A 23,721-nucleotide genomic window follows, 5' to 3' on the forward strand; every position below is an offset into this window, starting at 1 on the left:
TTTCCGTTGCGTTTTGATGTTGGTCAAATTCTGGAAGCGGGTGACCAATAAATCCAACGAAAGTTAATGATTGGTATTCATCAATTTTCTTGATGTATAAACGGCGGCATGAGCCGTCCCAACCTGATGCACGCAGACACGTTGTGCTGGATCGCCAAGCTGGGCACCTTCAGCGCAGCGGCCGAGCGCATGCACACCACGCAGCCCGCGATTTCCGCGCGCATGAAGGAGCTGGAGGGCTCGCTGGGCTTTGTCCTGTTCGAGAGGCGCGGAAGGCGACTGGAGCTGACCCTGCAGGCCAGACGTTTCGTGGAGCGCGTGGAGCCGCTGCTGCGCAGCGTGGAGGACGCGTTCAACGATTCCGAGGCTGCGGTCAATCCCAGTGGCACCGTGCGGCTGGGGTTAGGCGAGGTGTCGATGACATGGCTCGGCAAGCTGATGCCGGCACTGCGCAAATCCTTGCCGCGCGTGACCTACGACGTGGAGCTGGACCTTGGCATCAAGCTGCAGGAGCAATTGGCGGCGGGCACGCTGGACGCAGCCATCGTCGCTAACAGCCGCAGCAACGCCGAGTTGGTCTACACGCCACTTGGCAGCGTGCCGATGATCTGGGTGTGTGCCACACGATTGCTGTTCACGGCGGACGGTCGCAATCGCGCGCTCGAGGACCTGCTACGGCACGAGACGCTGTGGTGTGTCTCCAAACCCTCCGACTTCTTCGCGCCCGCTTATCAGGAACTGCGCAGCTTCGGCGCTGACATGTCCAACTTGTGTACCTGCAACAAGCTCATGGGGTTGATTCAGATCGTCGCCTCGGGCGGTGGCATTGCGCTCTTGCCCAGAGTCATGGTGGCCGAGCTTCTGAAGGCAGGTCGGCTCGCGCTGCTTCCGGGGTCAATTGCTCCGCAGTCGCTGGATTTTGCGGTGGCCGTGCATCGCCACCAAACCCAGACAGCGGTGCAGCGACTGGTCGCGGAGCTGTTGCGTCTTTCCCGCAGTGTGCCGATTGGAAGTTGATCTCCGGAGTTCGATGGCGTGCGCTGTCACTTTCGTTTGCAAAAAATGACGGCCATGTGAGCTGGTTCGCAGGGAGATATCTCGAATGTCTTGGACAATGCGGCCCAACGAGGAGTTGCATGCATCTAGCCATCAGAACGATCCCATGTGTTGCTATTCTTGCTACCGCGTCCCTGCTGGTGGCCTGCCATTCCGCGCCTACCAGCCGCGGCGAGGTCAAAGGCTCCGACGCGTCGATCAGTGAGTGGCTGCAGTCCGACATGAACCGGGTGGCCAACGTGGGCATGCGCGAGAACCTCAATGCGTTGATGCGGCTGGCCGACAAGCTCTACAAGCGCAACCCGGCCGAGTGGCGCAAGGGTGGTTTCGCGAGTCGGGAAGAGGCGCTCAAGGCGCTCAAGACGGCCATCGAGGCGGCGGGCAATCCGGACAGCGGCGACAATCCCTCCAACCCCGAGAGCAGCACAGATCGTCGCGTGCCGGAGAAAGCCGCAGGCGAAGCAGCTCCCACAAAAGGGTGGCCGCCGCTCAAGGGCAAGCGCGACATCGAGGCCATGGATCTCGCGCTGTCGCACGGTTTCACCGGCGACCGTGTGGCGGCTTTTATTTACGGCACATCCGACATGCTCATCACCGCGCACGGTGGCAAGTCGGAGTTCTTTCTGATCGATGGTCAGGACGCGCAGCACATCTACAACGCGGCGCGCAACATCGAGATTGCAGTATGGATGCTGGGCAACCGCCGTGGTGACAACGGCAAGCCGCTGCTTCTGGCTGACGAGCTCAACGCCAGCGAGCGCAACCTGAGCTATGAACGCGAGTTCGGCAAGATCATCGCGCGGCTCGACCTGCTGGCTGCCGTCACCACCGAAAAGTACCGGCGTGCGGTGATCGGCTATGCGCAGGGGCTGGTGGGCGGATCGTTCCTGCAATTCCTGCCGGTGCGGTAAATCGGTACCCACCTCTGCCGGGACTTCCGCGCCCAATGTGCAGGGCGGGCGGCCTTGCCTTAAAATCTGCCGCTTCGCCCCAAGGAGCGCTGCAGCAGGCCACGCCGGAATTTTGTCCGCGCCTGTCAGGCTTGGGGCCAGGGCAGATGACTGCCTGTACTGCACAACGGCGCTCACCTGTTTTTCTGTCAATGGTTTTTTACAGGTGAGCGAGATGTCTGTTGTGTCGTCGTCCGTCGATTCTTCTTCCCCCGCTGTGGCCCCCATGCGCCTGTCGGGCCTTGAGCCGGTATTCATCGGCGAAGGTTCGCTCTTCGTGAACGTGGGCGAGCGCACCAATGTGACCGGCTCCAAGGCCTTCGCTCGCATGATCCTGAACGAGCAGTACGAAGAGGCTCTGGCCGTCGCCCGCCAGCAGGTGGAGAACGGCGCGCAGGTCATCGACGTGAACATGGACGAGGCCATGCTGGACAGCAAGGCCGCGATGGTGCGCTTTCTGAACCTGATCGCCTCCGAGCCCGACATCGCGCGCGTGCCTATCATGGTGGACAGCTCCAAGTGGGAAGTCATCGAAGCCGGTCTGCGCTGCATTCAGGGCAAGGGCATCGTCAATTCGATCTCGATGAAAGAAGGCGTGGAGCAGTTCAAGGAACACGCCAAGCTGGTCAAGCGCTACGGCGCGGCGGCTGTGGTGATGGCCTTTGATGAAAAGGGCCAGGCCGACACTTACGAACGCAAGACCGAGATCTGCTCGCGCGCTTACCGCGTACTGGTGGATGAAGTGGGTTTTGCACCGGAAGACATCATCTTCGATCCGAACATCTTCGCCGTGGCCACCGGCATTGAAGAGCACAACAACTACGGCGTCGACTTCATCGAAGCCACGCGCTGGATCAAGCAGAACCTGCCGGGCGCGAAGGTCTCGGGTGGCGTCTCCAACGTGAGCTTCTCCTTCCGCGGCAACGACCCGGTTCGCGAGGCGATTCACACCGTTTTTCTGTACCACGCGATTCAGGCGGGCATGGACATGGGCATCGTCAACGCCGGCATGGTTGGCGTATATGACGACCTTGAGCCCGAGCTGCGCGAACGCGTGGAAGATGTGGTGCTCAACCGTCGCCCCGATGCTGCAGAACGACTGCTCGAAATCGCAGATCAGGCCAAGGGCGCCGCCAAGGACGACAGCAAGAAGCTCGAATGGCGCGGCACCCCGGAGCATCCCAAAACCGTGGGCGAGCGCCTGTCGCACGCGCTGGTGCACGGCATCACCGACTTCATTGTGGATGACACGGAAGAGGCCTATCAGCAGATCGTGGTGAAGGGCGGCGGACGTCCGCTGCACGTGATCGAAGGCCCGCTGATGGACGGCATGAATATCGTCGGCGACCTGTTCGGCGCGGGCAAGATGTTCCTGCCGCAGGTGGTGAAATCGGCCCGCGTGATGAAGCAGGCCGTGGCGCATCTGGTGCCCTACATCGAAGAAGAAAAGCGCCAGCAGGAAGCCGCGGGCCTCGATGTGTCGAGCAAGGGCAAGATCGTGATCGCCACCGTGAAGGGCGACGTGCACGACATCGGCAAAAACATCGTCACCGTGGTGCTTCAGTGCAATAACTTCGAAGTCATCAACATGGGCGTGATGGTGCCGTGCCACGAAATCCTGGCGCGCGCCAAGGCCGAAGGTGCCGACATCATCGGCCTCTCGGGCCTGATCACGCCGAGCCTGGAAGAGATGCAATACGTCGCTGGTGAAATGCACAAGGACGACTATTTCCGCATCAAGAAGATTCCGCTCTTGATCGGCGGCGCCACCTGCTCGCGCGTGCACACCGCCGTGAAGATCGCGCCCAATTACGAAGGCCCGGTGGTCTACGTGCCCGATGCCTCACGCAGCGTGAGCGTGGCGCAGAGCCTGCTCGGTGACAACAAGGAGACCTTTGTGGCTGGCGTGCTCTCCGACTACGACAAGGTGCGTACCCAGCATGCCAACAAGAAGAAGGTACCGCTGTGGACGCTGGAGCAGGCCCGCGCCAACGCCACCCCGGTGGACTTCGCCGCGCACCCGCCCGTCGCCCCGCGTGCGATGGGCCGCCGCGTGTTCAAGAATTTCGATCTCGCCGAGATCGCTGCGTACATCGACTGGGGCCCCTTCTTCCAGACCTGGGATCTCGCCGGCGCCTACCCCGCGATCCTCGACGATGAAATCGTCGGCGTTGAAGCCCGCAAGGTGCTGGCCGACGCGCAGGCCATGCTCAAGAAGATCATCGAAGGCCGCTGGCTGCAGGCCAACGGCGTGATGGGCCTCTTCCCAGCCAACCGCGTGGGTGATGACATCGAGTTCTACGCCGATGAATCACGCAGCCAGGTGCTGATGACTTGGTACGGTATGCGCCAGCAGACCGAAAAGACCGCGATTGAAGGCGTGATGCGTCCCAGCCGCTGCCTGAGCGACTTCGTCGCCCCGAAGGAATCCGGCATCAAGGACTATGCCGGCCTTTTTGCCGTGACTGCCGGCATCGGCGCGGAAAAGAAGGACAAGGAATTCGACGCGGCGCTGGACGACTACTCCGGCATCATGTTCAAGGCTTTGGCCGACCGTCTGGCCGAAGCCTTTGCAGAATGCCTGCACCAACGTGTTCGCAAGGACCTGTGGGGCTACTCCGCTGATGAAAATTTGAGCAACGCCGAGTTGATCAAAGAGCAATACAAGGGCATCCGCCCCGCTCCAGGCTACCCCGCCTGCCCCGATCACACGGCCAAGGTTGACTTGTTCAAGGTGCTCGACGCGAACGAGATCGGCATGCAGCTCACCGAAAGCCTGGCCATGTTCCCGGCCTCGAGCGTGAGCGGGTTCTACATTGGCAATCCTGACTCCACCTACTTCAACGTGGGGCAGATCGGCGAAGATCAATTGGTGGACATGGCCGAGCGACGCGGGATGGATGTGGAAGTGCTGCGCCGGGCGCTGTCGCCGAATCTGGGGTGAGTTTTTACAAGCTCTCGTCTGTATTTTTAAAAATACAGGCCATGGCTTGTCAAAGACGAGGCAATTCGAGTCTGGTTCACTGGAGAGGAGGACTGCACGGAACTCGTCTGACGGGCTCCGGTGGTGCTACTTGACTGGAAAAGGCGGCATGAAAAAAGGTGTTCGGGCCGTGCATGCCAGAACACCTTGATGAGGGCGTTTCCCGAGACGGCGGTGGACCCGTGGTCTACCGCGTCAAGTCAGCCTCAGGGAACCAAGCCCAACTCCTTGTCATAAGCCTTGCGCGCGGTCACGCCCGTGTTCGCGAAGTCGGTGAACACGCCGTCGATGCCAAGGCGGAAGTAGGTCAGAAATTCCGCGACGGGGTCGCCCTTGTAGATGCCTGCCAGACGACCGGGTTCGTTGCGGAAGGTGAAGCTGTGCACCACGAGGCCGGCTTTGTGGGCGTTGGCGATGAGGCCGGTGTCCTTGAGGGTGTTCACGTCCTTGAGGCCCGCGCCTTCTTTGTAGGGGACGATCGAGTGCGCGAGCACTTCCGGCTTCCAGGGGCCGATGCCGTCGGCGTAGGTCTTGATCTCGGCAAGGCCTGCAGGGGTGAGCATGACGGCGAAGGTGCGCGCGTCGCCCGCGAGGGTCCAGCTGTAGGGACGGCCGCTGATGAAGGTCCATTCATCACTGGTGATGAAGATCATCGAACCGTCTTTGTAGTTGATGTCGTTGCCGTCAACGAGCTGCACGCCCTTGGCCTTCATGCCTGCCTTGCGCAGGTATTTGAGGCTGGCGGGGTCGAAGCTCTGGATGTAGATCGGCGAGTCGTTGGTGTTGAGCTTGTTCTTTTCGAGCAGCGCCATGACGGCGTCTTCGAGTGGCGAGCTTCCGGGCTTGCCGCAGCCGTTGGCGATGGCTTGTTGATTGTTCCAGTAGGGGTTCTTGGTTTCGGCGTAGACGGAGATGGTGCGCTTTTGCTCTTTCCCCTTGGCCACGGCGATGTCGATCACATCCTGTGCGCTGATGATCGGCAGCTTGCCATTCCATTCGGTGGGGCGCTCGCTGGCGTTGTCGAGAATCTTGCCGCCGATCCAGTTGCGCAGCTCCGCCATGGTGAAGTCGGTGATGGACCAATCGTTGGTGTGGTCTTCACCGTCGACGACAAGCGGCTTGAGCACGGACTTGGGATCGTTCGGATCGATTTGGTCCGACAGGTACTGCGCAGGTCCATTCGCTGCGATGGCAGGGTACTTCACGTTGACCATCACGCCCTTGGTGGTGCGCTTGCGGCTGGCGACATCGGCATTGGTCTTGGCGACGTCGGCGATGTTGGTGTTGTCACCGAGCCAGGCGTTGTGGCGCGCAACAAGTTGGCAGTCGCGCGTGAGGTGCATGTCCAGCTCGATCATGTCGGCACCGGCGTCTGCGGCCTTTTCGTAGGCCATGCGGGTCTGTTCGGGGTAGTAGCCCGAGAGGCCTCGGTGCGCGATGATCTGCGGCGCCGAGCCGTTCAGGGTGCTGTAGGGAGTTTCATACCCGCCCCCGCAGGCGGTGAGGGTGAGCGCAGCGCAAGCGGCCGCAGCGAAGGAGGCAAGCCGGAATGTTGGAGTGAGCTTTTTCATGGCATGTCACCAGAAGGGTTGAGGAGTCCGGCAGCGCCCCCGTCGAAATTCTGTCGCTTCACGGACGCCGCTGCCTGCTCGCCATATTCGAGCGTGGTTGTGAAAGAACTGTGACAGTCATAGTTGTATTTTTCTATGTACTGGTCAAGGGGGAAGTACCTGTGAACAGGACGCGACATACCACTCGCTCGCCGCCGGCAAAAAGCGCCGAGCGATTGGCGGATCAGCGTACGGGCGGTTCAGCGCACCAGCGGCGCCACTGCGCCATCAAGCTGGTCGCGCAGCTTGGTGCCTTGCTCGATCTTGGAGACGACCTTGCCGCTGCCATCCAGGACGATGGCGGTGGGCACGACCTGGATGCGCCCGAAGCCGCCGAAGTCGAAGTTGCGCAGCTTTTCCTGATCGCCGGTGGGCGCTGCGCGCATGGCGATCGGAAAGCCCATTTCTTTGGACTCCGCGATCTTTTTGCCGCGGAATTTGAAGGGGTCATCCAAGTCCACGAACAGCACCTGCAGACCCTTGTTGCGGTATTTGTGGAAGGCGTCGAGTACGGCGGGGCGGCCGTTGGCAACGCAGGGTGCGCACCAGTCCGCGCCGAAGTAGATGACCAGCGGCTTGCCCGCGTAGTTGGCCAGATTCACCGGTTGGCCGTTGACCAGCTCCAGCTGCTCCATGGGGCTGGGTTTTTCACCCACCTCAGGCTGCCAGGCGTGGGACGCGCTGGACATGATCCAGCAGACGACGAACACGAGCAAGCCCACGTAGATATGCGTCTGCCTTTGCTTTTGTTTGCGCATGATGCGTCTCCTCACAACGTGTGGAAAACGAGTGTAGGCACGTGGTACGGAATACAGCAATCGCGGGATCGAAGCGTTGCTGCGGTAACGAAAGTTACTACCCAGTTCTGGGGATGGGCGAGAGACGCTCTCGCAATGAAAAAAGGAGCGCGAGGCTCCTTTGTGGTGTGGGCCTGCGACGAGCGCGGGCTCAGGAATGGGTATCAGAGGCCCAGCTTTTTAGCGACGTAGTCTGCATCCTTGTCACCGCGCCCGGAAAGGTTCACGAGGATGTTCACGTCCTTGCCCAGCGTCGGCGCTACGCGCATGGCCCAAGCGACTGCGTGCGAGCTTTCCAGCGCCGGGATGATGCCCTCCACGCGCGAGAGCGTCATGAAAGCGTTCAGCGTTTCCTGGTCGTCCACGCTCTGGTAGTCGACGCGGCCGATGTCCTTCAAGTAGCTGTGCTGTGGGCCGACGCCGGGGTAGTCCAGGCCCGAGGCAATGGAGTGCACGGCGGCGGGTGTGCCGTCTGCGTTTTCGAGCACGTAGCACTTCATGCCGTGGATCTCGCCGGGCTTGCCGACCGAGAGCGTGGCGGCGTGTTTGCCGGGTTTGTCCACGCCTTCACCGGCGGGCTCGACGCCGACGAGCTTGACGCTCTCGTCATTCAAAAAGGCGGTGAAGATGCCCATCGCGTTCGAGCCGCCTCCCACACAGGCGCTCACGTAGTCGGGTAGCCTGCCGTACTTGGTCTGGAACTGCTCGCGCGCCTCGCGGCCGACGATGGACTGGAAGTCGCGCACCATCTTCGGGAACGGGTGCGGGCCGACCACCGAGCCGATGGCGTAGATGGTGTTGACGGGGTCCTTGAGGTATTCCTCGAACGCGCTGTCCACCGCATCTTTCAGCGTTGCCTGGCCGCGTGTGACGGCCACCAGATTGCAGCCGAGGATGCGCATCTTGGTGACGTTGGGGTGTTCCTTCTCGATGTCCACTTGGCCCATGTGAATTTCGCAGGGAATGCCGACCAACGCACAGGCCGTCGCCAAGGCCACGCCATGCTGGCCCGCGCCGGTTTCGGCGATCACTTTGGTCTTGCCCATGAACTTGGCGAGCAGCGCTTCGCCAAGGCAGTGGTTGATCTTGTGCGCGCCGGTGTGGTTCAGGTCTTCGCGCTTCAAGTGGATCTGCGCTCCGCTCAGCTGCTCCGACAGGCGTTTGGCGTGGAAGATGGGGCTGGGGCGGCCCACATAGTCCTGGAACAGGTGCTGCAGCTCGTCCTGAAAATCCTTGCGCTGCACGATCTCGTCGTAGGCCGCTGCGATGTCGTCCATGGCCTTCTTCAGGTGTGGCGGTACGAGCTGGCCGCCATAGGCACCGAAGAATCCGTTGGCATCGGGCATGGCGGCGGCGTCTAGCTTGTGGGTCATTGTGGTGTCTCCCCGGGGCAGGTGTAGTGGAAAGAGGAAAGGGTGCAAGAAAATCTTGCAGCAACCCTCATTCATACCATAGCGGCGGCGCGTTTTGCGCCGCAGAGCACCCGTGAAAACGCGAAGTCAGCCGACGCGGCTGACGGGCGTCAGAGCGTTGCGCAAGCGGTTTGGCGCTTCTACTTCGGGCAAGGCCTCGGGTGCGAAAGCGAGTGATCGCTCCACCGTGCCGATGTGCTCGATCAGCAGTTGCTTGGCGGCTTCGGTGTCGCCCGCTTCGAGCGCCTGCACGATGCGCTCGTGCTCCGCGCACGACTGGCTCGCGCTGTGCGTGGACTGGTAGAGCGTGGCGGCCAGCGTGGTGCGCGCGGTCAGGTCACGCAGCGTGTCGGCCAGCAGCTTGTGGCCCATCTGTTCGGCCAGGCACACATGGAAATCCGCGAGGAGAAACGCGCGCGTGGCAGCGTCGGCCTCGTCGATGGCGTTCTTCTCGTGCGCGATGTGCCGGCGCAGATGGCCGATGACCGACTGCATCGGCCGGCCGGCCTCCTGCAGGATGCCCGATTCGATGATGCGCCGCGCCGAAAACGCGTCGCGCGCCTCGTCCGCCGAGGGCTGGACGATGAACCAGCCCTTGCGCGGCTGGACCTGCACGAAGCCGCGCGCCTGCAACTGCACCATGGCCTCGCGCACCACGGTGCGGCTTACGGCGAAGTTGTCGGCCAACTCCTGCTCCCCCAGCCGGTCGCCGGGCGCCAGCTTTTGTGCCAGTACGGCTTCGACGATGCGTTCGGCAATGTGCAGGGGGGAGGCGGGAGTCATCGGCAGGGCGGGCGTTTGTGGGGGGGATCGATCAAGCAAGCGGTCATTTGTCAATGGTGCGCGCTGGTGACTGTACCGTTTTCCGCAATGGTCTCGTCCATCGGCAGGGCCTTGCCGTTGAGCACCGCATGCGCGCGGTCGCGGTCGATGTCGCCTTCCCACGCGGCCACGGCCACGGTCGCCACGCAGTTGCCGATCAGGTTGCCGAGAGCCCGAGCGATGCCGATGAACCAGTCGATGGACAGCACCAGCACCAGGCCGATGGCGGGGATCGCAGGAATCGCATGCAGCGTCGCCGCCAGCACCACGATGGCCGAGCCCGGCACGCCGTGCGCGCCCTTGGAGGTGACTAGCGAGATCGCGAGGATGGTGAGCAGATCGGTCATGCTGATCGGCGTGTTGGTGGCCTGCGCGATGAACACGGCGGCCAGCGTGATGTAGATGGAGAACGCATCCAGATTGAACGAGTAGCCGGTCGGAATCACCAGACCTACGGTCGAGTCGCGGATGCCCATGTTGCGCAGCTTGGCCATGATCTGCGGCAGCACGCTGTCGGACGAGGTGGTGGCGAACACCACCATCAGTTCTTCGCGCAGATAGCGCAGCAGCTTGATCAGGCTGAAGCCCGAGACGCGCATCACGAAGCCCAGTACCACGAACACGAAGATCGCCACGGCTGCGTAGAACAGCAGCACCAGCATGCCCAGTTGCTTGAGCGAGCCGATGCCGTACTTGCCCACGGTGAACGCAATCGCGCCCAGCACGCCCAGCGGCGCGAGCTTGATGATGATGCCCATGATTTTGAACAGCACCAGCGAGGTCGCATCGATCACCGCCGCCACCGGCTTGCCGCGCTCGCCGAGCATCGACAGCGCGCAGCCGAACAGCACGGCGAACAGCAGCACCTGCAACACGTCGCCGGTTGCGAACGCGTTAACCACGGTGGATGGAATCAGCTTCATGAGGAAGTCCACGAAGCCGCCCGAGGTCAGTTTGTCGGCATTGGTCGCATAGGCACTCATGGCCGATGCGTCAAGCGCCTTCACGTCGACATTCATACCGGCGCCGGGCTGGAACACGAAGGCCAGAACCAGACCCATCACCAGCGCGATGGTGGTGAGCACCTCGAAGTACACCAGCGCCTTGATGCCCACGCGCCCCACGCGCCTGAGGTCTCCCGCGCCCGCGATGCCATGCACCACCACGCAGAACACCAGTACCGGAATGATCATCTTGATCAACTTGATGAACCCGTCACCCAGCGGTTTGAGTTTGACTGCGAATTCGGGCGAGAACAGCCCGACAAGAACCCCGATGACCAGTGCGATGAGCACCTGCCCGAATAGCGATTTGGCGAAACGTCCCATGATGGCTTCTCTCCTGTTGGCTGATTTGCTCTTGTATGCAAGATGTGATTTATCTTGAATACAAGAATGTAGACAAGCTAAAAGCGTGCCAAAAGCGGGTTTTCCTGTAGAAAAAGGAACTTTTGTGTGTCTCGGAGATTTTTGAGCTGACGTTCGGCACGCGCTTGGTGCAAGGACTCCCGCATTGGGTGCATGCGGGCCAGCCAACGAAAAAGGCGCACGCTTCACAATGAAGCGTGCGCCTTGAAAAGCGGACGTCGGGTTGTTTCCTCACGGCCAGCAGCCTGTGAGGAATGGAGCTAGCCGTGGTCGCAGCGCATGAAACTGGCGTGGTCCAGGCGAGGGCAGCCGCGCAAGGGCCGTCCCGCCGCGCTGGCTGCGTCCCCCTGCCCGAAACGCAACGCGTTTCGAGAGCGGGGGGAAGGCGCGAAGCGACTCAGGGGGTGTTCGTTCCTATCAACGTGAGCTGGGGAAGCTGAACATCGTGCCTTCGCGGACACCGGCGGACGGCCAGCGCTGCGTGATCGTCTTGCGCTTGGTGTAGAAGCGCACGGCGTCCGGGCCGTAGGCGTGCAGGTCGCCGAACAGCGAACGCTTCCAGCCGCCGAACGAGTGATAAGCGACGGGCACGGGCAGGGGCACGTTCACGCCGACCATGCCGACCTGGATGTGGTCGGTGAAGTAGCGGGCGGCCTCGCCGTCGCGCGTGAAGATGCAGGTGCCGTTGCCGTACTCGTGGTCGTCGATGAGCTTCATCGCTTCCTGCAGGTTCTTGGCGCGCACCACGCCGAGCACGGGGCCGAAGATTTCTTCCTGATAGATCTTCATGCCGGGCTTGACGTCGTCGAACAGGCAGGCGCCAAGGAAGTAGCCGTCTTCATGACCGGCGACCTTCACGCCGCGGCCATCGACCACCAGCTTCGCGCCTTCGGCTACGCCGGAATCCACATAGGCCTTGACCTTCTCGAAGTGCTGCTTGGTGACCAGCGGGCCCATGTCGTTGCTGTTGTCGGTGCCGGGGCCGACCTTCATCTTGTCGATCTCGACCTTGAGGCTGGCGATCACGGCATCGGCCGTTTCGTCGCCGATGGCCACAACCAGCGGGATCGCCATACAGCGCTCGCCGCAGCTGCCGTAGGCCGCGCCCATCAGCGCGTTGACGGCGTTGGGGATGTCGGCGTCAGGCATGACGATGGCGTGGTTCTTCGCACCGCCCAGAGCCTGCACGCGCTTGCCGTGCTTGCAGCCTTCGGCGTAGATGTATTCGGCGATGGGGGTGGAGCCCACAAAGCTCACGGCCTTCACGCGCGGGTCCTGCAGCAGGGTGTCCACGGCGGTCTTGTCGCCGTTGACCACGTTCAGCACGCCCGGTGGCAGACCGGCTTCCAGCGCCAGTTGCGCGATGAGCAGGGTGCTTGACGGGTCACGCTCGGACGGCTTGAGCACGAAGGTGTTGCCGCAGGCCACGGCCATGGGCCACATCCACAGCGGCACCATGGCGGGGAAGTTGAACGGGGTGATGCCGGCGGTCACGCCCAGCGCCTGAAACTCGCTCCAGCTGTCGATGCCGGGGCCAACGTTGCGGCTGTGCTCGCCCTTGAGCAGCTCGGGCGCGTAACTCGCATATTCCACGTTCTCGATGCCGCGCTGCAGTTCGCCATGCGCATCGGCCAGCACCTTGCCGTGTTCGGCGGTGATCAGCGCGGCGATCTTGTCGGCGTTTTCTTCGAGCAGGACTTTGAGCTTGCTCATCACGCGGGCGCGCTTGAGCGGGGGGGTGTTGCGCCAGGCGGGGAAGGCCTTTTCAGCAGATGCAATGGCTTCTTCTACCGTGGCCTTGCTGGCGAGCGCCACGTTGGTGGTGGATTGGCCGGTAGCGGGATTGAAGACGGGTTGTGTGCGGGCCGTGTCGTTGACGATCTTGCCGTCGATGAGATGACCAACAGTGGAGGTAACTTGCTTGTCGTTGTTCATGGTATTTCTGCTGATGCAATGAAGCCTTGTGGCTTCAATGGATGATTCGTTTTGGGGTGACGATATAGGCCCTCATGCGTTGTTGCAGAAGCCTTGCCGTACATGAGTACTGTCTGCGGCTTCGCGCCTAGCCTGAGGGCCTATCTCGTCATTGTGGTGCGGGGTTCGAGCGCTCTGCGCGCTGCGTCGTCCGCTGTTTGAAAGCCGAAGAAAAATGGGGGCTACCGCTGGGGGCGGTGGCGGTAGCTCCCGGGGAACTCTTGGTCTCAGTCTCAGGCAACCGACTTGATGGTTTCGCCGAGGGCGTTGATCATGCGGTCGATTTCGGCGCGCTCGCTGATGAACGGTGGCGCGAGCTGGATGGTGTCGGCGCCGTAGCGCACGTAGAAGCCGAGTTCCCACATCTTCATCGCGATTTCGTAGGGGCGCTTGGCGGGCTCGCCCGGGGCATGTTCGATGGAGATGCCTGCTGCGAGGCCGTAGTTGCGGATGTCGGCGATGTGTTTGACGCCCTTGAGGCTGTGCACGGCGTTTTCAAAGTACGGAGCGAGCGCCTTCACGCGGCCGGGGCCGTCTTCCTTTTCGAGCAGGTCGAGCGCGGCGATGCCGGCGGCGCAGGCGATCGGGTGGGCCGAGTAGGTGTAGCCGTGCGCGAATTCGAGCATGTACTCGGGGCCACCCGCTGCCATGAAGGTGTCGTAGATGTCCTTGCTGGCGATGCAGCCGCCCAGCGGCTGTGCGCCGTTGGTCACCTGCTTGGCGAAGTTCATGATGTCGGGCACCACGCCGAAGGCGTCGGAGCCGGTCATCGTGCCGCAGCGGCCAAAGCCAGTGATGACTTCATCAAAAATCAGCAGGATGTTGTTTTGCGTGCAGATCTCGCGGATGCGGTCGAGATAGCCCTTGGGCGGAATCACCACGCCTGCGGAACCGGCGAACGGTTCGATGATCACGGCGGCGATGTTGCTTGCGTCATGCAGAGCGATCACGTCGAGCAGCTTGTCGGCCAGCGCGCGGCCGCCCTCTTCGGCCATGCCCTTCTGGAAGGTGCCTGCAGGAGGTTGTGTGTGCGGAATGTGGTCGGCCGCAATGCCCTGGCCGTACATCTTGCGGTTGCCGCCGATGCCTCCCACCGAGATGCCGCCGAAGTTCACGCCGTGGTAACCCTTCTCGCGGCCGACCAGCACCGTCTTGCTGGCCTGACCCTTCAGGCGCCAGTAGGCGCGCGCCATCTTGAGCGAGGTGTCTGCCGCTTCGGAGCCCGAACCGGTGAAGAACACGTAGTCGAGGCCCTTGGGTGTCAGGTCCTTGAGCTTGTTGGCGAGTTCGAACGAGGCGGGGTGACCGAACTGGAACGCCGGTGCGTAATCGAGCTGCAGCGCTGCCTTGCCGATGGCTTCGGCGATCTCGCGGCGGCCGTGGCCGAGGCCCGTGCACCAGAGGCCCGAGAGGCCGTCGAAAATCTTGCGGCCCTTATCGTCACGCAGATAAGCGCCTTCGGCACCGACGATCATGCGTGGATTGGCCTTGAAGTTACGGTTGCCCGTGAACGGCATCCAGTGCGCGTCCAGCCAGGCGGCGTCGGTGCGCACGGCTTGGGATGCTGCGTTGGTGTCAGGGGTGGTGGTGATGCTCATGTGCGTCTCCAGCAGGGTCGGGCAAAGCGTTGATTGGATTGGAAAAATCGCCACCACCAGCGTGGTGGCTTGGGGGCATTGTTGGGCGGCGTGATAATCCGGTAAATAACGCAATATCACTGTTTACTTGAGGATTTATGCAAGTAAAGAAAACCACCGCAGAACGCACCAAAACCCCGGTCAAAAAGCGCACCAAAGCCACGCCCCAGGCCACGCGCAGCCGCGCCGTTCTGGGCCAGATCAGCGACATGGATCTGCGCCTGCTGCAGGTGTTCAAGGCCGTGGTGGACTGCGGCGGCATGTCGGCGGCGGAGCTGGAGCTGAACATCGGCACCAGCACCGTGAGCCGCCACGTGAAGGATCTGGAGATGCGCCTCGGCCTCACGCTGTGCCGCCGGGGCCGCGCGGGTTTCGCGCTCACGGCCGAGGGCCAGCGTGTGTATGAGGAAACCCAGCGCCTGTTGGCCTCGGTGCGCGGCTTTCGCGATTCCATCGACGACATCCACGCGCGCATGGGCGGTCAGCTCGCCGTCGCCATCTTCGACAAGACCGCCAGCAACCCGGCTGCGCGCATCGGCGAGGCCATCAGCGCGTTCAACCAGCTTGCGCCCGATGTGCATCTGCAGCTGCACGTGGGGTCGATCAACGAGATCGAGCGCGGCGTGATGGACGGCACCTTTCAGATCGGCATCATCCCTGAGCACCGCAGCTCGCACAGCCTGCTCTACCACCGCCTGTTCGACGAGCACATGCTGCTGTACTGCGGCAAAGGCCATGCGCTGTTCGGCGCGGATCACGACGCCCTCGACTGGGACAGCGTGCGTGAGCACCCGTTTGCGGGCCTCGGCTACCACTCGCCCAATATGGAGTTGACGCATCAGGCCCGCCTCTCGCGCGCTGCCACCGGCTTCGATCAGGAATCGATTGCCACGCTGATTCTCTCGGGCCGCTATCTGGGCTTTTTGCCCGACCACTACGCCCGCGCGTTCGAGGCAGAGGGCCGCATGCAGCCGGTGCGCCCGGCCGAGCTGCACTACCACTGCGAGTTCGTGAGCCTCGTTCGAAAGTCTCCACAATCCAGTAGAACTACTCACGCATTTACACAATGCCTAGTGAATGCACATCGATAGTCGCATTTAAATTCAACAGTAAAGCAATAATTTGTTGCAATTAGATTGCACTTGTTTACACTTTGAATGATTGATCGACAGAGCAAATTTTGGGCAGGGCGCTTCGTTCGGCACATGCGAACCAGCGACGTGACGAAGTCAGCCTGAGGGTCACCCACCATCTCGGGTTCTATGCACCACACTTCTGCATCAACTCTCCAACCACGCGTGCAGGAGCATCCACGGCGTTGTGCCGATCTCCGAGCCGCAGTTTCGGGGCATGTCGCCCTGCCCGTCACGTGAACGGGCAAGTGTCGTCACCGGCCATTTTGTGGTCTACCGGCATGGGACCGTTACTGCATGGCATGGAGGCCGCACGCGCGCTGCATGACGGTCAATGGGAGCAGGCGCACACTCATCTCGAACGCGCATTGCACGCGCTGCCCGATGATCTGGGCTTGCTCCAGATGCGCAGCCAACTGGCGATGCAGCAGGGCGAGCCCGCCGTGGCCGTCAGCCTCCTGCAACGTGCGGTAGCACTGGCACCAGGGGATGATCCATTGGCCTGTCGTTTGGCCCATGCGCTGCTGGTGTCGGGCGACGCCGAGCAAGCCTGCCGTGCCGCACAGCATGCGGTGATGCTCGATCCGCGCAATGCCACCGCACAATTGTTGCTGGCTGAGGGCCGCAGTATCTTGCGCGACTGGCCGGCGGTGGAGCTGGCGGCGAGTGCCGCGCTGGCGTGCGACTCCGCGAGCGATTCCGCACTGATGTGGCTTGCCCAAGCGCAGCGTGAGCAATCACGCACAGCCGATGCCGAAGTCACCTTGCGTCGCCTGTTGCAGCAAGCGCCCACACACATGCAGGCGCTCAGCGATCTGGGCTGGCTGCTCTATCGCGCCGGTCGGTTGACCGAGGCGCGTCCGCTGTGTGAGCAGGCCGCATCGCTGGTGAACGTCGACCCGCAGGCCGCCAGTCGTCAGGCCGACAGCATCACCCTGCAGAATTGGGGCCGTGTGCTGCTCGATTGCGGCGAGATGGATGCCGCGATGCAGGCACTCGAACTGGCCTTGGAGCGTGTGCCTGACTCGTATCGCGCAAACCTGTTCGTTGGTATAGCTTGGCAGGAGCTGGGCGAGCCCGACGAGGCCAGTCAGTGGTATGAGCGCAGCCTGCAATTGGATGCTGAGGCTATTGAACCATTGGAGCGGCTGGCCAGCATGGCCCTCAAGGCCGAACAGTTCACAGCGGCGCATGAGTTGCTGGCTACCGTGCTCGCGCGTAGCCCTCAGCGCGTACAGGCGCTTGGCCATCGCGCCAGTGTGCATCTGTAGCAAGGTCAGTTGGCCGATGCGCTGGCCGACTACCGCGCAGCCATCGCCCTTGCGCCGGGATGGGCGCATCTGCATGCGGCACTCGGGCAGGCGCTGGCGAATGCGGGCGATACCGCTGATGCCAAGGCCAGCTTTGAGGCCGCGCTCGCCTGCAACCCGGAATGCATTCCCGCGCTGACGGGATTGCTCACGATGGCCAAGACCCGCGCACAGTCGCCGCTCAAGCACCAGGCGCTGGAGTTGCTGCGTACCCAGACTCTGAGCGCACCGCGTCGTGCCAGCCTGCATTTCGGGCTCGCCACCTACTACGATGCGACCAAGGCCTGGCACAAGGCGGCCATGCACATGGTGACGGCCAATGCGCTGCGCAAATCCGCCAAGGCCGAGCGCAATGACCGCTACGACCCGGAGGGCTACGAGCGCTTTGTCGACGAGATCATCCGCGTGTTCACGCCGGAGTTTTTTGCTCGCATGGCGCAACATGGGCATGCGAGTGCACGCCCCGTCTTCATCGTTGGCATGCCACGTTCTGGCACCACGCTGGCCGAACAGATCATCGCGAGCCATCCGGATGCCCATGGCGCTGGTGAACGCAGCTTTGCCAATCAGGGACTCTCGCGATTGGCGCGCATGCAGGGTGTAGCTCCGGGTGCCCAGTGGGCGGCATTGGCGCAGTCCAATCCGTCGCACACCCAGTCGGTGGCCGAATGGCACCTGCAGCAGTTGGCGCAACTCGATGGCGAGGCATTGCGTGTGGCGGACAAGATGCCAGACAACTTCAGCCTGCTGGGCTGGCTGGCGATTCTGTTTCCCAAGGCCCACTTCATTCATTGTCGTCGCGACCTGCGGGATGTGGCGCTGTCGTGTTGGATCACCGACTTCGGCCGCATCGTCTGGGCCAATGACATGGACCATCTGGTGCACCGCATCCAGCAATACCGCAGGCTGATGGCGCATTGGCAGAAGGTGCTACCGGTGCCGCTGCACGAGCTGCGCTACGAGCGGATGGTGGCGGATCAGCGCCACGAATCCGAGCGGCTGTTGCAAGCGGTGGATCTGCCATGGGACGAGCGTTGCATGTCGTTTTTCGAGACGCGTCGACTGGTGCGCACCGCCAGCGTCAATCAGGTACGTCAGCCCATGTACCAGCGCGCGGTAGCACGTTGGCAGCGATACGAATCGATGCTTGCACCCGTGTGCGATGCGCTGGCGGACGACCCCGCCCATGCCCTGCCATCCACCGCGCAGGCCGTCGTGCTGACGGCCCTGCGCAAGCCATCCTGAGACCCATCACCACAGACCTGAAACGAGAGAGGAATTTTCATGACAACGAAGTTTGCATCACTGCGCATGCGCGATTTCGCCAAGCGCTCGGGCGTCGCCATTCTGGGCGGCACGGTCGGAGTCGCACCGACAATCGCCAACGCTGCGACTGGATCTCAGTCGATTGTGAGCGGCGGATTCAAGTGGTTCATCAACACCAACATCACGTTTCTTTCCACTTCCTCCAATTTCGGATTCAGCGAGGCCAGCGCCACGCAGCCGATGCAGACGGAGAACGGAAGCTCGCAGACGCTGAACGATGCGTTTGATGGCGCCATGGGGTGGCACGTGCATCCCACCGGAGTCATCGCCAATAGCGATAAAGGGCTCAATGGCTATCAAGCGACTGGTGGGGTCACGCTGTCTCCAGCCTCACCGGTAGCCGAGCAGGCGGCGACCGTTACCGGCAACGTTGAGGTCCTGCAGGGGCTGAACGTGACTGGGCAACTGTATTTCCCGGCGGGTCAGGGCGTGGCGCGCGCCATTCTGACACTGCAGAACCCGAGTGCGAGCGCTATCACCGTGCAGGTCACCAACGACAACAATCTGGGCTCGGACGCCAATACCAAGATCGACACGACCAGTAGTGGTGACAACGTCTTTCAACTCGGGCAGGACAACTGGGTGATTTCGCATCAGGATATTGGTGTTGGGATGCCGATTACGGATCCCACCATCACACTGGCCGGCATGAAGCTCGCCAGTAGCGCCGACTATGTGGATGGCGATGACAATCCCTACCAGTACTTCAACGTGACCGTACCCGCCGGTGGCACCAAGCGTGTGATGACGCTGGTGCGCTTGTCGCGTTCCGCTACCGTGGCGCAGGCGGTGGCGTCTACGTTCAACGATCTGAACAGCCTGCGTCAGGCGGGTTATGTCTCTGATTTGAGCGAAGACGAGTTGCGCTCCATCGTGAACTGGAACTACATGGGCTTTCCCGACCTCACCCCGGCGTTGAGCGGGCCGACGAGTCTCACGGTCGGGCAGGCCACCAACATGACGCTGACGGTGACCAATGGCGGCACAGGCACCAACACCGATGGCACACTGACCGTGACCCTGCCTACAGGGGTGAACCTGACCACGCCGCCTGCTGGCTGCATCGCCAATGGCACGCAAGGCTTCACCTGCACTCTGGGCGCCATCGCGGCGGCGGATGCCAGTGCGACGCCTCCGGTGGCAGCGGGTGTGCAGACATTGAACTTCGCTGTCACTGCCTCCACTGTGCCCGTAGCGCCAGCCTCCATCAGCGCGGTCATCACCGCAGTGACAGGCGAAAGCAACACGGCGAACAATTCGACATCGCTGTCAGTCACGGGTGCAGTTGTGGTCTCCAATACCCAGCCCGTTCCGGGTCTGGGCACCGTAGCACTGGCAGGGCTGAGTGGCGCTCTTGCGCTGATGGGTACGCGTCGTCGTCGCAAGGACTTGAAGGATACGAAGGGCGAGAATGTCCACCAGTAAGTAAGGCAACGCCCACGGCGCGCATTCGGCTGGCTGCGCGCTGTGGCGGTCAATAGGCGCGCTCCCATCCCCGGAAAGGGTTGGTGATAGGATGCCGCGACTCTTGCAGGTCCTGCAGCTTCGCTTGCCGTGTTCGTCGATTCTGTGCCGTGCACGCGCGCATGTCCCGTTGTCCAGTGCCTGCAAGGGAAACGCTGTCTTCCGTTCCCGTCCCCCCCTTTGCGAGCACCATTCCATGCAACGCCGCCAATTCCTCCTCGTCTCCACCATCGCCGCGTCGTCCGGAACCTTCGGCGTGAGTGCCTTTGCGGCCTCGCCCGCCAAGGGCGAGGGATGGCGCGAATACGAGATCACCACCGAGGTGAACGTGGGCGAGAAAACCGGCGAGGCGCGCGTGTGGGTGCCCGTGCCGATGGCACAGCTCGAAGGCTACCAGCGCACGCTGGACGTGAAGTTCGACGCGCCCGGCGCCACCAAGGTCGAGCTGTTCTCGGTGCCGCGTTCGGACGCGCGCATGGTGGCCGTGCACTGGAAGAACACCGAAGCGCCGCAGACCGTGAAGCTCACCACCCGCGTCGCCCTGCGTGATCCATCGGTGGACCTCGGCGCGGCAGGCACGGCGCGCAAGCTTCCAGCATCCGCGCTGCGCGAGTATTTGCAGCCCACATCGCTTGCGCCGCTCGGCGGCATCGTCAAGCAGACGTCCGACAAAATTCTGGCCGAGGCCGGCCACCCCAAGGACGCCATCGGCAAGGCCCGCGCGATCTACGAATGGATGGTGGTCAACGCCTCGCGCGACGGCGCGGTCGCCGGTTGCGGCACGGGCGATGTCACCTACATGCTCAACTCGGGCAAGATCTCTGGCAAGTGCGCCGACCTGAACGGCCTCTACACCGCGTTGCTGCGCGCGAGCGGTGTGCCCGCGCGCGACGTCTACGGCGTGCGCGTGGACACCTCCGAGCGCGGCTTCAAGAGCCTTGGCAAGGCCGGCGACATCTCCAAGGCCCAGCACTGCCGTGCGCAGTTCTATGCCGACGGCTACGGCTGGATTCCGGTCGATCCGGCCGACGTCGCCAAGGTTGCGCTTGAAGAACAACCCGGTGGCCTGCCCAAGGACGATCCCAAGGTGCGCGCCGCGCGCGCCATGCTGTTCGGCGCGTGGGAAGGCAACTGGATGGCCTACAACACCGCCGCCGACGTGCGCTTCCCCGGCTCGGAACTGACCGCAGGCTTCTTCATGTACCCCAATGGTGAGTCCGCCAACGGCCGTCTCGACAGCCTCGACCCCGCCCACTTCGCGTACCGCATCACGTCGCGCAAGCTGGCGTGATGATCGCTGAAGAGCATTGCATGGAACGGCGCAAGAGCTTCCAACTGCTGGGTGGCATGGCCCTGATGGCTGCCGGTGGCGTGCGTGCGGCGGGCAATGACGAGCCCTCGCAGGGCAAGCTCATGCCGTGGACACGCGGCGCCGCGCCCGCGCTCTCCGCCCTCACCATGGAAGGCCGCAAGGTCACGCTGCAGGACTATGTCGGCGCGCCGCTGATACTGAATTTCTGGGCGTCCTATTGCGGCCCGTGCCGCCTCGAGATGCCCACGTTCAGCATGCTGCTCGACCTCTACAGCGACAAGAAACTGCGCGTGCTGGCCGTGAACCATGGCGAGATGCCCGCACGCATCGCCCAGTTCCTCCAAGCCGTGCCGTTCACCGGCGACGTGCTGCTTGACCGCAGCCAGAAACAGCTCGCCGCGTGGGGTGGCCGCGCCCTGCCCACGAGCTTCATCATCGACGCCAAAGGCCGCGTGCGCTTCTGGCACATCGGCGAACTCGACTGGACCGCGTGGGATGCGCAGTCCAAGCTGCAGCAGGTGATCGAAGGCTGAGCGAGCCTGCGCTCAGATCATTGTTCAGATGTGCCCCACGAGCCGCGCTATCAGCTCGGCCGTGCTTGACACATCGAACTTGGTGAACAGCCGCCCGCGATGCGCCTCCACCGTGCGAAAGCTGATGCCCAGATCGGCTGCGATCTGCTTGCTTGATTTGCCCGACACCAGCGAGCGCGCGATCTGCCGCTCGCGCGCCGTCAATGGCGTGGTCACAGGACGCTCGGCCGACATGTCCTCGAACACCCAGACCGAGAGCGCGAACGGGTCCACGCGATCCGCCGTGCGCCCTGCCACATGGCACCAGAACAGCGTGCCGTCCTGCTTGCGCATGATGCGGTCATCCGCGTAGTTGCCGGTTTCGCGCATCAACGCCAGCGCCCGCGAGCCCGTGTCCTCGAACTCCGAAGCTGATGGATAGAGCACCGCCAACGACTGCCCGAGCAGCGCTTCGGGCGGGTAGCCGAAGATGTCGCAGAAGCTCTGGTTGTACGAACGGATCTGCCGATGCTGCGCCACGAGCAGGCCGACGGGCGCGAGGTCAAAGACCAGAAGCTGATGATCGATTGCGCTGTCGGCCATGGCCATGGGAAGGACGGGATGCGTTGCGGTGAGTTGAAGGATGAAAGAAAGGCCGCCCGCATGTTACTCCGCCGCACTCCGTCTTTTCAGCCTTTGTGCAGCGGCGCTCCCGTCATCGCCTGCAGCGTCTCAAGATCAAGGCCCGGCACCATGGATCGCACGACGAGTCCGCCCGGCGTCACGTCGATCACCGCGCAGTCGGTGTAGATGCGGTCAACCACGCCCGCGCCGGTCAGCGGATAGGTGCAAGCCTCGACGATCTTGGGCTTGCCGTCCTTGGTCGTGTGCTCCATCACCACGATGACCTTTTTCGCTCCCGCCACGAGGTCCATCGCGCCGCCGACGGCGGGAATCGCGTCGGGCGCGCCGGTGTCCCAGTTGGCAAGATCGCCGTTGCTGGCCACCTGAAATGCGCCGAGTACCGACACGTCGATGTGCCCGCCGCGCATCATCGCGAACGACATGCTGTGGTCGCAGATCGACGCGCCGGGCAGCAGCGAGACGGGTTCCTTGCTGGCGTTGAGCAGGCTCGGGTCCACCGTGCCGTCCTTGGGGCCGGGGCCCATGCCGAGGATGCCGTTCTCGCTGTGCAGGATCACGTCGCGGCCTGCGGGCAGGCACTTGGAGATCAGCGTAGGAATGCCGATGCCGAGGTTCACGTAGCTGCCGTCGGGGATGTCCATGGCGACGGCGCGCGCCATCTCCTCGCGGCTCAGGCGTTGAAAAGTGGCGCTCATGATGGTGCTCCTTGCGTGACCTGTACCTTGACCACGCGTTGCACGAAGATGCCGGGTAGCATCACGTTCTCTGGCACGAAATCGCCAAGCGACACGATCTCATCGACCTGCGCGACGGCGGTCTTCGCGGCCATGCACATCACCGGGCCGAAGTTGCGCTCGGCGTTGCGGAACATGAGGTTGCCCCAGGGGTCGGCTGCGCGCGCCTTCACGAACGCGAAGTCGCCGCGCAGCGGGTTTTCAAGCACATAGCCGACGCCGTCGATCACGCGCGTCTCCTTACCCGCCGCGAGCGTGGTGCCGTAGGACGTGGGCGTGAAGAACGGCCCGAGGCCCGAACCCGCCGCGCGCATGCGCTCGGCCATCGTGCCTTGCGGCACGCATTCCAGCTCGATCTTGCCCGCGCGATACCACTCGGCGAAGGCCTCGGCATTGGGAATCTTGGGGTTGGAATTGCGGGCGAACGAGCACACCATGCGGCGCACGCGGCCCGCTTCGATGAGCTGGCTCAGGCCGTATTTGCCGTTGCCCGCGTTGTTGTTGACGATGGTGAGTTCGCGCGCGCCCTGATCGAGCAGCGCGCAGACCAGCTCGGTCGGCACGCCCGAGATGCCGAAGCCGCCGATCATGATGACCGCGCCATCGGGCACGCCCTGCACGGCGGCCGCAAGCGAATCGACGACCTTGTTCAGCATGAGCGGTCTCCTGTTGAAATG

The 23,721-nt window shown here is 62.8% G+C and carries 19 protein-coding genes and 1 riboswitch; of the genes, 9 read left to right on the forward strand and 10 right to left on the reverse strand.

What is annotated here, in order from left to right:
* The first annotated feature begins 108 nt into the window (after positions 1 to 108).
* From G7047_RS24405 to metH, 3 genes are all read left to right on the forward strand, one after another.
* Positions 109 to 1,017, forward strand: a complete 909-nt coding sequence (locus G7047_RS24405; protein ID WP_166310862.1) for a LysR family transcriptional regulator — start codon at positions 109 to 111, stop codon at positions 1,015 to 1,017.
* Between the two features lie 119 nt (positions 1,018 to 1,136).
* Complete coding sequence (locus G7047_RS24410; protein WP_166310864.1) at positions 1,137 to 1,967, forward strand: hypothetical protein; 831 nt, start codon at positions 1,137 to 1,139, stop codon at positions 1,965 to 1,967.
* Positions 1,968 to 2,042: 75 nt separating this feature from the next.
* A riboswitch (S-adenosyl-L-homocysteine riboswitch) is annotated at positions 2,043 to 2,149 on the forward strand.
* Between the two features lie 32 nt (positions 2,150 to 2,181).
* The gene (gene metH / locus G7047_RS24415) at positions 2,182 to 4,950 is read left to right on the forward strand and encodes a methionine synthase (protein ID WP_240939249.1); all 2,769 of its coding nucleotides are present in this window, start codon (positions 2,182 to 2,184) and stop codon (positions 4,948 to 4,950) included.
* A gap of 245 nt (positions 4,951 to 5,195) precedes the next feature.
* Here metH and G7047_RS24420 read toward each other — a convergent pair whose 3' ends face one another.
* The 7 genes from G7047_RS24420 to G7047_RS24450 all read right to left on the reverse strand — a co-directional run bounded on the left by G7047_RS24420 (position 5,196) and on the right by G7047_RS24450 (position 14,569).
* On the reverse strand, positions 5,196 to 6,560 hold the full coding sequence (locus G7047_RS24420; RefSeq protein ID WP_166310866.1) for a glycerophosphodiester phosphodiesterase family protein: 1,365 nt from the start codon (positions 6,558 to 6,560) through the stop codon (positions 5,196 to 5,198).
* A gap of 239 nt (positions 6,561 to 6,799) precedes the next feature.
* Positions 6,800 to 7,357, reverse strand: a complete 558-nt coding sequence (locus G7047_RS24425; protein WP_166310868.1) for a TlpA disulfide reductase family protein — start codon at positions 7,355 to 7,357, stop codon at positions 6,800 to 6,802.
* Positions 7,358 to 7,560: 203 nt separating this feature from the next.
* Positions 7,561 to 8,769: a tryptophan synthase subunit beta gene (trpB, locus tag G7047_RS24430; RefSeq protein ID WP_166310870.1), complete on the reverse strand. Its 1,209-nt coding sequence runs from the start codon at positions 8,767 to 8,769 to the stop codon at positions 7,561 to 7,563.
* Positions 8,770 to 8,895: 126 nt separating this feature from the next.
* Positions 8,896 to 9,591: a GntR family transcriptional regulator gene (locus G7047_RS24435; RefSeq protein ID WP_166312245.1), complete on the reverse strand. Its 696-nt coding sequence runs from the start codon at positions 9,589 to 9,591 to the stop codon at positions 8,896 to 8,898.
* Between the two features lie 50 nt (positions 9,592 to 9,641).
* Positions 9,642 to 10,958, reverse strand: a complete 1,317-nt coding sequence (locus tag G7047_RS24440; RefSeq protein ID WP_166310872.1) for a C4-dicarboxylate transporter DctA — start codon at positions 10,956 to 10,958, stop codon at positions 9,642 to 9,644.
* Positions 10,959 to 11,414: 456 nt separating this feature from the next.
* Positions 11,415 to 12,932, reverse strand: a complete 1,518-nt coding sequence (locus G7047_RS24445) for a CoA-acylating methylmalonate-semialdehyde dehydrogenase (protein ID WP_166310874.1) — start codon at positions 12,930 to 12,932, stop codon at positions 11,415 to 11,417.
* A 272-nt stretch (positions 12,933 to 13,204) separates the two neighbouring features.
* Positions 13,205 to 14,569 (reverse strand): aspartate aminotransferase family protein, encoded by a 1,365-nt coding sequence (locus G7047_RS24450; RefSeq protein WP_166310876.1) that lies wholly within the window; start codon positions 14,567 to 14,569, stop codon positions 13,205 to 13,207.
* Between the two features lie 248 nt (positions 14,570 to 14,817).
* On the opposite strand from G7047_RS24450, the gene G7047_RS24455 reads away from it, so the two are divergent.
* The 6 genes from G7047_RS24455 to G7047_RS24480 all read left to right on the forward strand — a co-directional run bounded on the left by G7047_RS24455 (position 14,818) and on the right by G7047_RS24480 (position 21,686).
* Entirely contained in the window at positions 14,818 to 15,699 is an 882-nt protein-coding gene (locus G7047_RS24455) for a LysR family transcriptional regulator (protein WP_240939586.1), read from the forward strand.
* A 323-nt stretch (positions 15,700 to 16,022) separates the two neighbouring features.
* Positions 16,023 to 17,012, forward strand: coding sequence for a tetratricopeptide repeat protein (locus G7047_RS24460; protein WP_166310880.1), 990 nt, complete (start codon positions 16,023 to 16,025; stop codon positions 17,010 to 17,012).
* A 9-nt stretch (positions 17,013 to 17,021) separates the two neighbouring features.
* Positions 17,022 to 18,296 carry a sulfotransferase gene (locus G7047_RS24465; RefSeq protein WP_166310882.1) on the forward strand — a complete coding sequence of 425 codons (1,275 nt, stop codon included), beginning with the start codon at positions 17,022 to 17,024 and terminating at the stop codon, positions 18,294 to 18,296.
* Positions 18,297 to 18,335: 39 nt separating this feature from the next.
* The gene (locus tag G7047_RS24470) at positions 18,336 to 19,802 is read left to right on the forward strand and encodes a DUF11 domain-containing protein (protein WP_166310884.1); all 1,467 of its coding nucleotides are present in this window, start codon (positions 18,336 to 18,338) and stop codon (positions 19,800 to 19,802) included.
* A 235-nt stretch (positions 19,803 to 20,037) separates the two neighbouring features.
* Positions 20,038 to 21,132 carry a transglutaminase-like domain-containing protein gene (locus tag G7047_RS24475; protein WP_166310886.1) on the forward strand — a complete coding sequence of 365 codons (1,095 nt, stop codon included), beginning with the start codon at positions 20,038 to 20,040 and terminating at the stop codon, positions 21,130 to 21,132.
* 20 nt (positions 21,133 to 21,152) lie between these two features.
* The gene (locus tag G7047_RS24480) at positions 21,153 to 21,686 is read left to right on the forward strand and encodes a TlpA disulfide reductase family protein (protein WP_166310888.1); all 534 of its coding nucleotides are present in this window, start codon (positions 21,153 to 21,155) and stop codon (positions 21,684 to 21,686) included.
* A gap of 24 nt (positions 21,687 to 21,710) precedes the next feature.
* Here G7047_RS24480 and G7047_RS24485 read toward each other — a convergent pair whose 3' ends face one another.
* The 3 genes from G7047_RS24485 to G7047_RS24495 all read right to left on the reverse strand — a co-directional run bounded on the left by G7047_RS24485 (position 21,711) and on the right by G7047_RS24495 (position 23,700).
* Positions 21,711 to 22,268: a PAS and helix-turn-helix domain-containing protein gene (locus G7047_RS24485; RefSeq protein WP_166310890.1), complete on the reverse strand. Its 558-nt coding sequence runs from the start codon at positions 22,266 to 22,268 to the stop codon at positions 21,711 to 21,713.
* 86 nt (positions 22,269 to 22,354) lie between these two features.
* Positions 22,355 to 23,005 carry a 3-oxoacid CoA-transferase subunit B gene (locus G7047_RS24490; RefSeq protein ID WP_240939250.1) on the reverse strand — a complete coding sequence of 217 codons (651 nt, stop codon included), beginning with the start codon at positions 23,003 to 23,005 and terminating at the stop codon, positions 22,355 to 22,357.
* Complete coding sequence (locus G7047_RS24495) at positions 23,002 to 23,700, reverse strand: 3-oxoacid CoA-transferase subunit A (RefSeq protein ID WP_166310892.1); 699 nt, start codon at positions 23,698 to 23,700, stop codon at positions 23,002 to 23,004. Before G7047_RS24495 ends, G7047_RS24490 begins: the two co-directional genes overlap by 4 nt.
* Between the last annotated feature and the right edge of the window lie 21 nt (positions 23,701 to 23,721).

Source organism: Diaphorobacter sp. HDW4A (assembly GCF_011305995.1).
GTDB lineage: Bacteria > Pseudomonadota > Gammaproteobacteria > Burkholderiales > Burkholderiaceae_C > Diaphorobacter_A.